Annotated in this window: 13 protein-coding genes; 2 read left to right on the top strand and 11 right to left on the bottom strand. The window is 73.9% G+C overall.

Features of this window, described 5'->3' with window-relative positions; genetic code table 11:
* Positions 1–37: 37 nt before the first annotated feature.
* The 8 genes from pafA to IEW03_RS06890 form a co-directional block, all read right to left on the bottom strand.
* Entirely contained in the window at positions 38–1,399 is a 1,362-nt protein-coding gene (gene pafA, locus IEW03_RS06925; protein ID WP_188522927.1) for a Pup--protein ligase, read from the bottom strand.
* Between the two features lie 28 nt (positions 1,400–1,427).
* The gene (prcA, locus tag IEW03_RS06920) at positions 1,428–2,150 is read right to left on the bottom strand and encodes a proteasome subunit alpha (RefSeq protein ID WP_188522926.1); all 723 of its coding nucleotides are present in this window, start codon (positions 2,148–2,150) and stop codon (positions 1,428–1,430) included.
* Positions 2,147–3,136, bottom strand: a complete 990-nt coding sequence (prcB, locus tag IEW03_RS06915; protein ID WP_188522925.1) for a proteasome subunit beta — start codon at positions 3,134–3,136, stop codon at positions 2,147–2,149. The genes prcA and prcB overlap by 4 nt, the downstream gene beginning before the upstream one ends.
* A gap of 6 nt (positions 3,137–3,142) precedes the next feature.
* Complete coding sequence (locus IEW03_RS06910; RefSeq protein WP_188522924.1) at positions 3,143–3,340, bottom strand: ubiquitin-like protein Pup; 198 nt, start codon at positions 3,338–3,340, stop codon at positions 3,143–3,145.
* A 156-nt stretch (positions 3,341–3,496) separates the two neighbouring features.
* Positions 3,497–5,215: a depupylase/deamidase Dop gene (dop, locus tag IEW03_RS06905; RefSeq protein ID WP_188523160.1), complete on the bottom strand. Its 1,719-nt coding sequence runs from the start codon at positions 5,213–5,215 to the stop codon at positions 3,497–3,499.
* A gap of 89 nt (positions 5,216–5,304) precedes the next feature.
* A complete protein-coding gene (arc, locus tag IEW03_RS06900) occupies positions 5,305–6,972 on the bottom strand; it encodes a proteasome ATPase (RefSeq protein ID WP_188522923.1) in 1,668 nt (555 codons plus the stop codon).
* A gap of 184 nt (positions 6,973–7,156) precedes the next feature.
* Entirely contained in the window at positions 7,157–8,095 is a 939-nt protein-coding gene (locus tag IEW03_RS06895; protein WP_371870607.1) for a tRNA (adenine-N1)-methyltransferase, read from the bottom strand.
* 155 nt (positions 8,096–8,250) lie between these two features.
* Positions 8,251–9,369: a site-2 protease family protein gene (locus IEW03_RS06890; RefSeq protein ID WP_188522922.1), complete on the bottom strand. Its 1,119-nt coding sequence runs from the start codon at positions 9,367–9,369 to the stop codon at positions 8,251–8,253.
* Between the two features lie 146 nt (positions 9,370–9,515).
* On the opposite strand from IEW03_RS06890, the gene IEW03_RS06885 reads away from it, so the two are divergent.
* The gene (locus IEW03_RS06885; protein WP_188522921.1) at positions 9,516–10,442 is read left to right on the top strand and encodes a RecB family exonuclease; all 927 of its coding nucleotides are present in this window, start codon (positions 9,516–9,518) and stop codon (positions 10,440–10,442) included.
* A gap of 39 nt (positions 10,443–10,481) precedes the next feature.
* On the opposite strand, the gene IEW03_RS06880 is transcribed toward IEW03_RS06885, so the two are convergent.
* On the bottom strand, positions 10,482–11,261 hold the full coding sequence (locus IEW03_RS06880; protein WP_371870601.1) for an HAD family hydrolase: 780 nt from the start codon (positions 11,259–11,261) through the stop codon (positions 10,482–10,484).
* Positions 11,262–11,341: 80 nt separating this feature from the next.
* Between IEW03_RS06880 and IEW03_RS06875 the strand changes: the two genes are divergently transcribed.
* Positions 11,342–12,238, top strand: a complete 897-nt coding sequence (locus IEW03_RS06875) for a PAC2 family protein (RefSeq protein WP_188522920.1) — start codon at positions 11,342–11,344, stop codon at positions 12,236–12,238.
* Between the two features lie 33 nt (positions 12,239–12,271).
* Here the strand turns inward: IEW03_RS06875 and mshC are convergent, their stop codons facing one another.
* Together mshC and IEW03_RS06865 are read right to left on the bottom strand one after the other, a co-directional pair.
* Positions 12,272–13,552, bottom strand: coding sequence for a cysteine--1-D-myo-inosityl 2-amino-2-deoxy-alpha-D-glucopyranoside ligase (gene mshC / locus IEW03_RS06870; RefSeq protein ID WP_188522919.1), 1,281 nt, complete (start codon positions 13,550–13,552; stop codon positions 12,272–12,274).
* 29 nt (positions 13,553–13,581) lie between these two features.
* Entirely contained in the window at positions 13,582–14,454 is an 873-nt protein-coding gene (locus tag IEW03_RS06865; RefSeq protein WP_188522918.1) for an undecaprenyl-diphosphate phosphatase, read from the bottom strand.
* Positions 14,455–14,460 lie beyond the last annotated feature (6 nt).

The raw sequence follows: 14,460 nt of genomic DNA, 5'->3' as shown, positions 1-14,460 counted from the left end.
CCACCCGGACCGCGCCCACAGAGCGGGTCGCGTCCCCCTACATCGACTCGATCAGCCGGTCCACCCGCTCGTCGACGCTGCGGAACGGGTCCTTGCACAGCACGGTCCGCTGCGCCTGGTCGTTCAGCTTCAGGTGCACCCAGTCCACCGTGTAGTCGCGCCGCGCCTCCTGGGCGGCGCGCACGAAGTCGCCGCGCAGCTTGGCCCGCGTGGTCGGCGGGGGCACGGCCGTCGACTCGAAGACCTCGAGGTCGGTGACCACCCGCTCCACCATGCCCCGCGCCGCGAGCAGGTTGTACAGGCCCTCCGTGCGGGAGATGTCGTGGTAGGCGAGGTCGAGGCGGGCGATACGGGGGTCGTCGAGCTCCAGGCCGTGCTTCGCCCGGTACCGCTCGATGAGCCGCAGCTTGATCACCCAGTCGAGCTCCCGGTCGACCAGCGACAGGTCGCCCGACTCGACGGCCCGCAGGCCGCGCTCCCACAGGTCGAGCACCTGCTTGACGACCGGCGTCACCTCGACGTGCGCGTCCACGTGCTCGCGCACGCGGTTGAAGTACTCCCACTGGATGTCCACGGCCGTCGCCGTCCGGCCGTTCGCCAGCTGGACGGGGTGCAGCCCCGACGAGTCGTGGCTGATCTCCCGGATCGCCCGGATGGGGTTCTCGAGCGTCAGGTCGCGCATCGGGACGCCGGCCTCGACGAGGCGCAGCACCAGGTCGGTCGCCCCGACCTTGAGCATCGTCGTCGGCTCGGCCATCGACGAGTCCCCCACGATGACGTGCAGGCGGCGGTAGCTCTCGGCGTCGGCGTGCGGCTCGTCACGCGTGTTGATGATGGGGCGCGACCGCGTCGTGGCGCTCGAGACGGCCTCCCAGATGTGGTCCGCACGCTGCGACAGGCAGTAGACCGCGCCGCGGGGGGTCGCGAGCACCTTGCCGGCGCCGGTGAGCACCTGGCGCGTGATGAGGAACGGCACGAGGACCTCGGACAGGCGGGAGAAGTCGCCCTGCCGCCGCACGAGGTAGTTCTCGTGGCACCCGTAGGAGTTGCCGGCCGAGTCGGTGTTGTTCTTGAACAGGTGCACCTTGCCCGCGAGGCCCTCGTGCTCGAGGCGCTCCTGGGCGTCGGCGACGAGCCCTTCGAGGATGCGCTCGCCCCCGCGGTCGTACGCCACGAGCTGGTGCACGTCGTCGCACTCGGCCGTCGCGTACTCCGGGTGGGAGCCGACGTCGAGGTACAGCCTCGAGCCGTTGCGCAGGAAGACGTTCGACGACCGTCCCCACGCCACCACCTTGCGGAAGAGGTAGCGCGCGACCTCGTCCGCGGACAGCCCGCGCCCGTCGTCCGCCGCGCACGTGACGCCGTACTCGGTCTCCAGACCGAAGATCCTGCGGTCCACGTCCGTCCTCCTTCGCCTCGGCCCCGCCTCAGTCGCCGGGCTGCTCGAGCAGCCCGGCGAGACCCGCACCGGTCAACCGGCGGAACGCGCGCCTCGGGCGGTCCCGTTCCAGGACGGCGACCTCGAGCCCGGCCGGCGCGATCTCGCGCTCGGAGCCCGCCGTGGCCAGCGTCCCGTCCGTGCCCACGGCCCCCAGGGTGCGCACCGCGAGCCGCAGCACGTCGGCCAGCGTCATCCCCTCGTGCCAGTCGTCGCCGAGCCGCGCGCCCAGCTGCTCCGCCTGGCCGCCCATCACGACGTAGCCGCGCTCGTCGGCCACCGATCCGTCGTACGACAGGCGGTACACCTGGTCGGCGGCCGGGGTGTCCCCCACCTCCGCCACGACCAGCTCGACCTCGAGCGGCTTGGACTCGGTGGTGAACACGGTGCCCAGCGTCTGCGCGTAGGCGTTGGCCAGCCCGCGCGCCGTGACGTCGGTCCGGTCGTAGGAGTAGCCGCGCAGGTCCGCGTAGCGCACGCCCGCGACCCGGAGGTTCTCGAACTCGTTGTACTTCCCCACGGCCGCGAACGCGATGCGGTCGTAGATCTCGGAGATCTTGTGCAGCGCGCGCGAGGGATTCTCCGTGGCGAAGAGGATCCCGCCGTCGTAGGCGAGCACCACCACCGACCGGCCGCGGGCGATGCCCTTGCGCGCGAAGTCCGCCCGGTCCTTCATCAGCTGCTCGGGCGAGACGTAGAACGGCATCGTCATGCGCGCGCACCTCCCTGCTCGCCGGGCTGCTCGCCGGGCTGCTCACCGGCCTGCCCACCAGGTCGCCCGCCTGCCTCCGGCGCGACCGAGGGGTCGCGCCGGCCCGCCGGGCGGTTCCCGTGGGCGGCCACGTGCGCGGCGCGCCGTTCCGTGATGATCCGTTCGGCGACCGAGGCCAGCTCGTCGTCGGACACGTGCCGCACGCCCTCCGACGTCACGGTCGTCACGACCGGCCACAGCTGACGCACCGTGTCCGGGCCGCCCGTGGCGCTGTCGTCGTCGGCGGCGTCATAGAGGGCCTCCACGGCGACAGCCACCGCCTCGTCGGCGCCCATGCCCGGGCGCCACAGCTTCTTCATCGCCCCGCGCGCGAAGACGGAGCCCGACCCGACCGTGTGGTGGTCGTGCTCCTCGTAGCGACCGCCGGTGACGTCGTAGCTGAACAGGCGGCCGGTGCCGCGGTCCAGGTCGTACCCGGCGAACAGCGGCACGACCGCCAGCCCCTGCATCGCCAGGGGCAGGTTGCCGCGGATCATCGTCGCCAGCCGGTTCGCCTTGCCGTCCAGGGACAGCAGCGAGCCCTCGATCTTCTCGTAGTGCTCGAGCTCGAGCTGGAACAGGCGCACGAGCTCGACCGCGACGCCCGCCGAGCCCGCGATGCCCACCACCGAGTAGGCGTCGGCCGCGAAGACCTTCTCCATCTCGCGGCTGGCGATCATGTTGCCCATGGTCGCGCGGCGGTCGCCCGCCATGACGACGCCGCGCCCCCCGGCACCCTCGGGGTCGTCGCTGCCGAAGGTGAGCGCGACGATGGTCGTGGCGTGCGGCGAGAGGCCGTCGGGGCCGCCCGCCGCGCCCCCGGCCGCCGGCCGCCGGCCGGGCAGGAGGTCGGGCGAGTGCTCGGCGAGGAAGTCCACGAAGGACGACGACCCGGGCCGCAGGAACGCGTCCGGGAGCCGGCCCGAGGTGTCAGCGGGGTGCGTCATGAAGCCTCACTGACCGCCCTTCTGGACGAAGCCCCGGACGAACGACTCCGCGTTGGTCTCGAGGACCTCGTCGATCTCCTCGAGGAACGCGTCGACCTCCGCGTCCCGCTCGGCGGCCTGCGGCGCGGCGGGAGCCGGGACGTCCGCGTCGTCGTCGGGCGTGCGGTCCTCGTGCTGCGGGTTGATCCGTTCCTGACCGGCCATGGTCCGCCTCCTTCTTCTGCTGCGGAGCCTCCGGGGGAGCCTCCGAGGGGTCTCGCGCTCAAGAGCCTATGCGCTGGTGACGACATCGTGCGCCATCTGAGCCGTCGCGTGGGGCCGTGTGCGCCCACGGCTGAACGCCTGCCCCGGCGACGCGTCTCATCCCTCGCCCCGCAGACCCTTGAGCAGGGCCGCGGCGTCGGCGCTCGCGTCCAGCAGCGACCCGATGTGGCGTCGCGTCCCGCGCGTCGGGTCGAGCATGGGCACGCGCTGCAGCGCGGGCGCGCCGTCGACGTCGAAGATGACGGAGTCCCAGCTCGCGGCCGACACCTCGTCCGGATAGCGGGCCATCACCTCCCCGCGGAACCACGCGCGGGTGTCCGTCGGCGGGTGGTGCACCGCGTCGGCGACGCTCTCGTCGTCCACCAGCCGCTCCACCGCGCCCGACGCGACCAGGCGGTGGTAGATGCCCCGCTCGGGGCGCACGTCCGACCACTGCAGGTCCAGCGCCCGCAGCCGCGGGTGGTCCCAGTCCAGGCCGTCGCGCGACCGCAGCCCCTCCAGGACGCGACGCTTGGCGACCCACTCCACCTCGCGCAGGCAGGACGCCGGGTCGGTCGCGAGCCGGTGCACCACCGAGCGCCACCGCTCGACGACCGCGGCGGTCTCGGCGTCGGGCCCGCCGCCCGCGGCCCCTCCCAGCGCCGCCAGGGACCGCTCCACCAGGTCGACGTAGGCCTGCTGGACCTCCAGGGCCGTGAGCCGCCGCCCGTCCGCCAGCTCCAGCGTCGCGGTGAGGTCGAGGTCGCGCGAGACCCGCTGCACGTCGGCCACCGGGTCGGCCAGGCGCAGCGCCGCGATCTCCTCGCGCGCCGGCACCCCCGCCGCCGCCAGCTCGTCCAGGTGCTCCGCCACCCAGAGCACCAGCGACGTCGTGCCGAGCTTGAGATACGTGGCGACCTCGAACAGGTTGGCGTCGCCCATGATGAGGTGCAGCCGCCGCCAGCGCGCGCGGTCGGCGTGCGGCTCGTCGCGGGTGTTGACGATCGGGCGACGCAGCGTCGTCTCGAGCCCGACCTCGGCCTCGATGTAGTCCGCGCGCTGGGAGAGCTGGTACCCGGCCTCGGCGCCGGTCGGCCCGATCCCCACGCGACCCGAGCCCGCGAAGACCTGCCGCGTCACCAGGAAGGGCGTGAGCACCTCGACCAGGGTGCCGAACGGCAGCCCCCGGTCCACGAGGTAGTTCTCGTGCGTGCCGTAGCTGGCGCCCTTGCCGTCGACGTTGTTCTTGTACAGGACGACCTCGCCGCCCGGGACCTGCGCCATCGACCGCACGGCCGCGAGCATCACGCGCTCGCCCGCCACGTCCCACAGCACGCCGTCCAGCGGTCCCGTCACCTCCGGCGAGGAGTACTCCGGGTGGGCGTGGTCGACGTACAGCCGGGCGCCGTTGGTGAGGATGCAGTTCGCCGCGCTCGGGTCGTCGTAGTCCTCCGCCGAGGGCCGCTCGACCTCCTGCGGCTCGCCCGTCCGCGCGTCGCCGCGCCGTCCCCGGCCGCCCGTCGCCGCCGCGGCCACCGACGCCGACGCCGGCACGGCCGCGCCCTCGCCCGCCACGCCGCCCGCCGTCGGGCCCGACGGCGCCGGGCGGGCGGGGTCGTCGGTGAGGAGCGACGGGTGCGCCGACGCCCGCTGCAGGTGGAAGCCGCGGGCGTCCTGCAGGGGGTCCTCGTCGTCGTAGTCCCACCGCGCCGGCGGCCGGGCCCCCGGGCGCGGGACGAGGGCCCGGTACGTCGTCACCACCTGCGAGCTCATGAGCATGGGGTTGGCCAGGGGCCGCCCCGGCGCCAGCACGCCGTACTCGGTCTCGATTCCCATCACACGACGAACGCTCACGTCACCACCCTAGGTCGCCCGGCGGCGGCCCCGGACGCCGGTAGGCCCGAGACCGCCGCCGGTCTGCAGGATCAGAGGTACTGGCCCGTGCTGGTCACCGTGTCGATGGTGCGCGGCGCCCCGTCCCCGCCCTTCTTCTGCACGATCGTGCGGATGAAGACGATGCGCTCGCCCTTCTTGCCGCTGATGCGCGCCCAGTCGTCCGGGTTGGTCGTGTTGGGCAGGTCCTCGTTCTCCTTGAACTCGTCGACGCACGCGCTCAGCAGGTGCTCGACGCGGATCCCGCGCTGCTGCGTGGACAGGAAGTCCTTGATCGCGGTCTTCTTGGCCCGGTCGACGACGTTCTGGATCATCGCGCCGGAGTTGAAGTCCTTGAAGTACAGCGTCTCCTTGTCCCCCGACGCGTAGGTCACCTCGAGGAACTGGTTCTCCTCGTCCTCGGCGTACATGCGCTCCACGACGCTGCGGATCATGGCCTCGACCGCCGCGGAGCGGTCCTGGCCGTGCTCGGCGAGGTCGTCGGGGTGGATGGGCAGGTCGGGCGTGAGGTACTTGCCGAAGATCTCCGTGGCGCCCTCGGCGTCCGGCCGCTCGATCTTGATCTTCACGTCGAGACGGCCCGGGCGCAGGATCGCGGGGTCGATCATGTCCTCGCGGTTCGACGCGCCGATGACGATGACGTTGTCGAGGCGCTCGACGCCGTCGATCTCGGCCAGCAGCTGCGGCACGATGGTCGTCTCGACGTCGGACGAGAGGCCGGTGCCGCGGGTGCGGAACAGCGACTCCATCTCGTCGAAGAACACGACGACGGGCATGCCCTGCGACGCCTTCTCGCGGGCGCGGGCGAAGATCAGCCGGATGTGCCGCTCGGTCTCGCCCACGTACTTGTTGAGCAGCTCCGGGCCCTTGACGTTGAGGAAGTAGCTCTTCGCCGTCGGGTCGCCGCCCCGGGCCGCCGCCACCGTGGCCGCCAGCGAGCTCGCCACCGCCTTCGCGATCAGCGTCTTGCCGCAACCGGGCGGGCCGTACAGCAGCACGCCCTTCGGCGGGCGCAGCCCGTGCTCGCGGAACAGGTCCGGGTGCGAGAAGGGCAGCTCGACGGCGTCGCGGATCTGCTCGATCTGCGGCCCCAGCCCGCCGATGTCCTCGTACGCGATGTCGGGGACCTCCTCGAGCACCAGCTCCTCGACCTCGGACTTGGGCACGACCTCGAACACGAAGCCGCTGCGCACGTCCACGGTCAGCGCGTCGCCGACCCGCAGCGACGTCCCCGACACGGACCCGGCCAGCCGGACGACCCGCTCCTCGTCGGCACGGCCCACGACGAGCACCCGCTCGGAGTCGAGGACCTCCTTGACCGTCACCAGCTCGCCGGTGCGCTCGTAGCCGCCGGCGGAGACGACCGTCATGGCCTCGTTGAGCTTGACCTCCTGGCCGGGGCGCAGGTCGTGCGCATCGAGCCCCGGGCTCGCCTGCACGTGCATCTTGCGCCCGGCCGACGAGATGTCGACCGTGCCGTCGTCGTGCACCCCGAGGAAGGTCGCGTAGGTGCCCGGCGGCTTCGCGAGGTCGTCGATCTGGCGCTTCAGCTCGACGATCTGGTCGCGGGCGGCGCGCAGCGCCTCCGCGAGCCGCTCGTTCTTCGCCGAGAGGAGCGCGAGCTGGGCGTCCCGGCTCGGTGCGGAAGGCGTCGTGGTGGGCTCCGGGCGGTACTCCTGGCGAGCAGCGTCGTCGGTCATCGCGTCCCCTCTCGTGCGGCCGGGGTGGCCAGCCTCCCCGGGCGGGAAGGCGCCCCCGAGATACAGCACCCTAGACACGAACGCCGACACCGGCGGGGTTCATTTCACGGAGCGGTCGTCTTTCACCACCTCGACACACGACGGTGACCTGTCCGCGACCTCCGTCGCCGGGCCAGCGACCCCGTCAGGCCCCTGCGTCGGTCCCGTCCTGGCCGACGTCGCGGCGGGCGCGACGGACCTTCTTGTCCGAGACGGGCCGCTCGCCCAGGTCGGACTCCGACCACTCCTGCTCGGGCCCGGGGTAGGAGCCCTTGGCCGGGCGGCGGGTCCGCTCGGGCGGCGCGACCCCGTCGGCGAGCCGGCGCGCCGTGACGAGGAACCCGGTGTGCCCGATCATGCGGTGCTGGGGTCGCACGGCGAGCCCCTCGAGGTGCCAGCCGCGCACCATCGACTCCCACGCCGTCGGCTCGGCGAACCGGCCGTCGGCGCGCAGGTCCTCAGCGGTCCGCGAGAGCTGGGTGGCGGTCGCCACGTAACAGATGAGCACGCCGCCGGGCGCGAGCGCCCCGGCCACGGCGTCGATGTTCTCCCAGGGGGCGAGCATGTCGAGGACCACGCGGTCGACGCTGCCCGGCTCGGCGACCGTCGGCAGCACGTCGGCCAGGTCGCCCACGGACAGGCGCCAGGCGGGGTGGTCGCCGCCGAAGAACGCCTCGACGTTCCCGCGGGCGACCGCGGCGAAGTCCTCGCGCCGCTCGATGGAGTGCAGCAGCCCGCCGTCGCCCACCGCGCGCAGGAGCGACATCGTCAGGGCGCCCGAGCCCACGCCCGCCTCGACCACGCGCGCCCCGGGGAAGATGTCCGCCATCTGCACGATCTGCCCGGCGTCCTTCGGGTACACGACGGCGGCACCGCGGGGCATGGACAGGACGTAGTCGCTGAGCAGGGGTCGCAGAGCGAGGTACTGGATCCCGGCCGTGTTCGTCACGACCCACCCCTCGGGGTGGCCGATGAGGTCCTCGTGGCGGAAGTAGCCCTTGTGCGTGTGGAACGTCCCGCCGGGCTTGAGCGTGATCGTGTGCAGGCGGCCCTTGGGGTCCGTCAGCTGCACCTTGTCGCCCACCCGCAGCGGCCCGCGCCGCAGCTCGGCGCCGGTGGCGCCGGCGGGCGCGTCGGGCGCCGGGTCCGACGTCGGGAGCGGTGTCGGGTCCGGCGTCGAGTCCGGCGTCGGGGTCGGCGTCAGGTCGGCGGAGTCGGCGGAAGTCACGACGGGCGAGTCTACCGGCGCACGGCGGCCGCCACGCGGGCGACGTCGAGCACGCCCCAGACGCGGCCCTCGTCGAGGACCGGCACGACCCGCGACCCGGCGGACGTGCGCGCGAGCCGGGACAGCAGGTCGGGGCCGCCGAGGTCGGCCTCCACGCCGGAGCCGGGCGGGAACGGCACGACCACGGCATCGACGGGCGTCGTCGCCGCGGCCTCGGGCGGCACGCTCGCCGCGGCGGCCGGGTCGACCCAGCCCACCGGCTCCCCCGCCGCGTCGACGACGACCACGACGGCACCCGGCCGGGCCGAGGCTGCCGCCGACACCCCCGCGACGACGGTCGTCACGGGGACCGTCATCGCCGGCACGGCGAGCGCGCGGACGGTGAGCCGGCCCAGCTCGTCGCGGCGCCTGGCGCCCTTGATCGCGTCGCCCGCGCCGGCCCACAGGAACGCGCCGATGAGGGCCGACCACATCACGGTGACCCACGACGGGGACAGCCCCTCCCGCAGCGGCCACAGCAGGGCCCAGGCCACCACCCCGACCGCGACGACCCGCCCCACCCAGCCCGCGGCGACCGTGCCGCGCGTGCGCGACCCCGTCGCCCCCCACACGATCGACTCGAGGATCTGCCCGCCGTCGAGCGGCAGCCCGGGCAGGAGGTTGAAGATCCCCACGAACGCGTTGGAGAACGCCCCCGCGAACAGGAGCATCGCGGGCACGGTCATCACGGGCTGCAGCTCGAAGGCGAACCACAGCCCCACGGCCAGCACGAGGTTGGTCAGCGGCCCCACCACCGCGACGAGCGCCCCGTCCAGAGGGCGCGCAGCGGCCCCCGTGTAGGCCGTGTGCCCGCCCCACAGCGTGACGGCGAGCTCGGTCACCTCGTGCCCGCGGGCGCGGGCGACGAGGGCGTGCGCGACCTCGTGCAGGAAGACCGACGCGAAGAGCAGCAGCACGAACGCGAACGCGACCACCAGCACCCCCGTGGTCGCCATCCCGGGCGCGAAGCGGCTGACGGTGGGCGCGAACACCACGGTCAGCACGACCGCGCCGAGGAACCAGGACGGTGTCACGAGGACGGGCGCGCCGGCGATGCGGCCGACCACCCAGCCGGAGGAGCGTGAGGTCACCGCCCCAGGCTATCCGCCGCGCGGTGCCCTGCCGCCGGTCACGCCGCCGGTCGCGCCGCCCGACGAGCATGCCGGTCGGTGCGGTGCTCGCCGGGGCTGTGGACCGCCGGCGAGGACCGTCGGCGGCCGACCGTAGGGTGGCGCGCATGACGACGACCGCCGAGCCCACCGCCGAGCCCACCGCCGTCGCCCCTGTCGACGCGGACGGCACGCCGGAGCCCGCGCGGGTCCCGGCCCTGTCGCCCTCGCGGGCGAGCGACTTCATGCGGTGCCCGTTGCTGTTCCGGTTCCGGGTCGTGGACCGCCTGCCGGAGCCGCCGTCGTCGGCGGCCTCGCGCGGCACGCTGGTGCACGCCGTCCTCGAGCGGCTGTACGACGCGCCGCTGGGCGAGCGCACGCGGGAGGCGGCGCTCGAGCTGCTGCCGGCCGAGTGGGAGCGGCTCGTCGAGGCCGAACCGCGGTACGCGCAGCTCTTCACCGCCGGAGGCGACGCCGCGGACGTCGGCCTCGACTCCTGGCTGGACGGCGCCGGGCGCCTCCTGGGCACGTACTTCACGCTGGAGGACCCCAACCGCCTCGAACCCGAGGCGCGGGAGCTGAAGGTCTCCACCCAGCTCGACGGCGGGCCGCTGCTGCGCGGCGTCGTCGACCGCCTGGACGTCGCGCCCGACGGGGCGATCCGCGTCGTCGACTACAAGACGGGACGGTCCCCTCGGCGGGGGTACGAGGCGTCGGCGCTGTTCCAGATGCGCTTCTACGGCCTCGTCATCTGGCGTGAGCGGGGCGTGGTGCCCAAGATGCTGCAGCTGGTGTACCTGGGCGACGGGCAGGTGCTGCGGGCCGAGCCCGAGCAGCGCGAGCTCGAGGCCACCCAGGCCAAGGTGACCGCCCTGTGGTCAGCGATCGAGACCGCGGCCCGCACCGGCGACTGGCAACCACGTCCCGGCCGCCTGTGCTCGTGGTGCGCGCACCAGGACGTCTGCCCCGCGTTCGGGGGCACGCCGCCCGTCGTCCCTGCGGGCGCGCTGCGTGCCCGGCTCGGTGTCGAGCCCGACGCCGCGCCGGTCTCGTGAGGCCGGCCCGGCCCTGCCGGCCCTGCCGGTGAGGGAAGGTCAGAGGTCGAGCACCTCGCCGGTGGCGATCCGGCCGAGGGTCGCCGGGTCGACGTCCGCGAGCGACGTCGCCCGGCTCAGCCCGGCCTGGCGCGGCACCGGGACCACGGCCTCGACGCCGAGCGTCGGGACGCCGGCGGCGCGCGCCGAGGCGATGCCGGTGGGCGAGTCCTCGATCGCGACGCAGGCGGCCGGCTCCACGCCGAGCCGCGCGGCCGCCGTCAGGTAGGGCTCCGGGTCGGGCTTGCCCCGGGTCACCTGGTCGCCGGTGACCACCGTGCGGAAGGCGTTCGTAGGGGCGCGGTCGACGACCTCGCGGGCGAGCGACGCGTAGCTCATCGTGACCAGGGCGCACGGCACCCCCTGCGCGACGAGCTCGCTCAGCAGCTCCACCGCGCCGGGGCGCCACGGCACCCGCACCCGGACCTGCTCCACGACGCGTCCGAGCAGCCGCTCCACGATCGCGTCCGGCTCCATGTCGACGCCGGCCTGGTCGCGCAGGATGCCCGCCGACACCGTCAGCGCGTTGCCGACCAGCTGCAGCGCCTGCTCGTGGGTCCAGGTGCCGCCGTGCTCGGCGACGAGCTCCTGCTCGGCCGCGATCCAGTACGGCTCGGTGTCGACCAGCGTGCCGTCCATGTCCCACAGCACGGCGGCGGGCCGGAGGTCGGAGCCGTCGCGCGGCGCGGCGGCGCGCGCGGTCGTCGGCGCGGTCGGGGGCTGGGTCGTCGGCACCCTCGGCAGCTCGGTCGTCGGGTCGGTCGTCAGGTCGGCAGGCACCCGTCCATCGTACGGACCTCCGTGTGCCGCCCGGCGCCGTCGTGCCGTCGGCTCGACGGGGGCGTGTATAGGCTGGCCGAATGACGATCGAGCCGGACTCCGGCGGGCGCCACGCCGCACGACAGACCGTGATGGTGGCGGCGTTCGAGGGCTGGAACGACGCCGGGAGCGCGGCGACCTCGGCGCTCACCCACCTCGCCGGCATCTGGGGCGCGACGCAGGTGCGCGAGCTGGACCCGGAGCTCTACCACGACTTCCAGGTGAACCGGCCGGTCATGGAGTCGGGGCCGGACGGCGAGCGCGTGATCACGTGGCCGACGACGACGGTCTCGGTGGCCGAGCTGCCGGACCGCACGGTGGTGCTGGTGCACGGGATCGAGCCCTCGTTCCGGTGGCGCTCCTACTGCGCCGAGCTGCTCGACCTCGCCGAGGAGCTCGGCGTGCAGACGGTCGTGACCCTCGGCGCGCTCCTCGCGGACGTCCCGCACACGCGTCCCATCCCGATGACGGCGACCACCGAGAGCGTGGGCCTGCAGGCGGTCCTGGACGTCGAGCCCAGCCTCTACGAGGGCCCGACGGGGATCGTCGGGGTGCTGCAGCACGCGGCCGCGGAGCGCGGCTTCCAGTCGGTGTCGCTCTGGGCGGCCGTCCCGCACTACGTCGCCAACCCGCCGTCGCCCAAGGCAACCCTCGCGATCCTCACCCGCGTGGAGGAGCTGCTGGCCGAGCCCGTCCCGCTGGGCGACCTGCCGGAGGATGCCGAGGCGTGGCAGCACGGTGTCGACGAGCTCGCGAGCGAGGACGCGGAGATCTCGGAGTACGTCCAGCAGCTGGAGGAGGCCAAGGACACGGCCGACCTGCCCGAGGCGTCGGGCGACGCCATCGCCCGTGAGTTTGAGCGCTACCTGCGCCGCCGCGACGTCGGCGGCGACAAGGGCGGAGAAAAGGGCGGGGACAAGGGCACCGACAAGGGGTAGGCCCCGTCCGCCACCACCGCGGCTAAGACCGCGTCACAGCCGGACGCCGAGCAGGGCGTCGATCGTCCGCGCGACCACGCCGGGCGCGCCCTCGGTGTCGTGGGTCGTGTCACGTGCCGGGTCGAGAGAACGTTCCGCCCACGCGTCGACGGCCGCGAGCGCCGCGGGGGCGTCAAGGTCGTCGGCCAGGGCCGCGCGCACGGCGGCGAGCGTCTCGTCGGGCGCGGGCCCGCCGTTGCCCGAGACGGAGGCCCGCCACCGCTCGAGGCGGGCGGCGCCGGCCTCGAGGTCGGCGTCGGTCCACTCCCACTCGGTGCGGTAGTGGTGCGCGAGGAGCGCCAGGCGGATCGCCATCGGGTCGACGCCGGCGTCGCGCAGCACGGAGACGAAGACCAGGTTGCCGCGCGACTTGCTCATCTTCTCGCCCTGGTAGCCGACCAGGCCCGCGTGCACGTGCACCCGGGCCCCGCCGCCGCCGAGCAGCCGGTCGTGCGACGTCGACATCTCGTGGTGCGGGAACAGCAGGTCCGATCCCCCGCCCTGCAGGTCGAACGGGAGCCCGAGGCCGTCGCGGGCGATGACGGCACACTCGACGTGCCAGCCCGGGCGCCCCGTGCCGAGCGACGACCCGTCCCAGGACGGCTCGCCCGGCCGCTCCCGGCGCCACAGCAGCGGGTCGAGCGGGTTCTTCTTGCCCTCGCGCTGCGGGTCGCCGCCGCGCTCGGCGAACAGCGCGGCCATCGTCGCGGGCTCCAGCCGCGACACCGAGCCGAAGCCTGGGTCGGCCGACAGGTCGGCGTAGACGTCGCCCAGCCCGGGGTCGTCTCCCCCGGCGCCCGGCTCGACGGGCACGCGGTAGGCGGCGCCGTCCGCCAGCAGCTGCTCGACCGCGCCCACGACGGCGGGGACCGACTCCACGGCACCGGTCCAGGTGTGCGGCGGCACCATCCCGAGCGCGGCCATGTCCTCGCGGAACAGGTCGGTCTGCTCGGCAGCGAGCCGGCGCCAGTCGACCCCGGTGGCCGTGGCGCGCTCGAGGAGCGGGTCGTCGACGTCGGTGACGTTCGAGACGAACGTCACGTCCTTGCCTGCGTCGCGCCACGCGCGGTGCAGCAGGTCGAACGCCACGTAGGTGTTCGCATGACCGAGGTGGGTCGAGTCGTACGGGGTGATGCCGCACACGTAGTACCGCGCGGTGTCGCCCGGTGCCGCCTCCACGAGGGCACCGGTGGTCGAGTCGTGCACCCGGACCGGGGCGTGACCCTCGGTGGGACGGGGGAGCTCGGGGATCTGCGGGGCGGGCCAGGAACGCACGCGCCCAGGCTACCGGCCCCTCGACGTGGTCAGACGACGATCCCACCGTTGGGCGTCAGGACCCCTGTGAGGAGCAGCACCACGACGACCGCCGCGAGGCCGAGCCGGTACCAGACGAACGGCATGAAGGAGTGCGTGGTGATGAGCTTGAGGAACCCGATGATCACGACGTAGCCGACGACGAACGCGACGAGCGTCGCGATGAGCGTCGCGACCGCGCCCGGCGCGCCGGGCGTCGGCTCCGACCCGGCGGCCTTCGCGAGCTGGTAGAAGCCCGACCCCAGGACCGCGGGGACCGCGAGCAGGAAGGAGTAGTCCGCCGCGGCCTTGCGGGTGAACCCCATGAGCAGCCCGGCGGTGATCGTGCCGCCCGAGCGCGAGACCCCGGGGATCAGGGCGAGGGACTGCGCGAACCCGAACGCCACGGCGCGCGACCCGGTGAGCTCGTCGAGCTTGCGGGTGCGGCGCCCGATCTTGTCGGCCAGCCCGAGCAGGAGACCGAAGAAGGCGAGGGTGAAGACGGTGATCCACAGGTTGCGCAGGGTCGTCTCGATCGCGTCCTGGAACAGCAGGCCGAGCACGACGATCGGGACGGAGCCCAGGGCGATGAACCAGGCCATCCTGGCCTCCGGGTCGTGCGCGCCGAGGCGCGACTTCCAGTCGGTGCCGTGCACACCCGTCAGCGACCGCCACCAGGCCACGCAGATGTCCCGGATCATGCGCCGGTAGTACAGCAGCACGGCCGCCTCGGTGCCGATCTGGGTGATCGCCGTGAACGCGGCCCCGGGGTCGGACGAGCCGAGCAGCTCCCCGACGATGCGCAGGTGGGCGCTCGAGGAGATCGGGAGGAACTCGGTCAGGCCCTGGACGAGCCCCAGGAGGATGGCTTCCCACGCAGTCACGGGCCG

Origin of the sequence: Isoptericola cucumis (assembly GCF_014635665.1) — a bacterium.
Lineage (GTDB): Bacteria > Actinomycetota > Actinomycetes > Actinomycetales > Cellulomonadaceae > Isoptericola > Isoptericola cucumis.
Note: the sequence above shows the minus strand (reverse complement) of the source record. Positions and strands in the feature narration are given on the sequence as shown.

Coding starts and splice junctions, on each gene's coding strand:
- IEW03_RS06910 (WP_188522924.1), bottom strand. CDS start 3,340: ATGGCCGGTCAGGAACGGATCAACCCGCAGCACGAGGACCGCACGCCC.
- dop (WP_188523160.1), bottom strand. CDS start 5,215: ATGGGAATCGAGACCGAGTACGGCGTGCTGGCGCCGGGGCGGCCCCTG.
- IEW03_RS06875 (WP_188522920.1), top strand. CDS start 11,342: ATGACGATCGAGCCGGACTCCGGCGGGCGCCACGCCGCACGACAGACC.
- prcB (WP_188522925.1), bottom strand. CDS start 3,136: ATGACGCACCCCGCTGACACCTCGGGCCGGCTCCCGGACGCGTTCCTG.
- prcA (WP_188522926.1), bottom strand. CDS start 2,150: ATGACGATGCCGTTCTACGTCTCGCCCGAGCAGCTGATGAAGGACCGG.
- arc (WP_188522923.1), bottom strand. CDS start 6,972: ATGACCGACGACGCTGCTCGCCAGGAGTACCGCCCGGAGCCCACCACG.
- IEW03_RS06885 (WP_188522921.1), top strand. CDS start 9,516: ATGACGACGACCGCCGAGCCCACCGCCGAGCCCACCGCCGTCGCCCCT.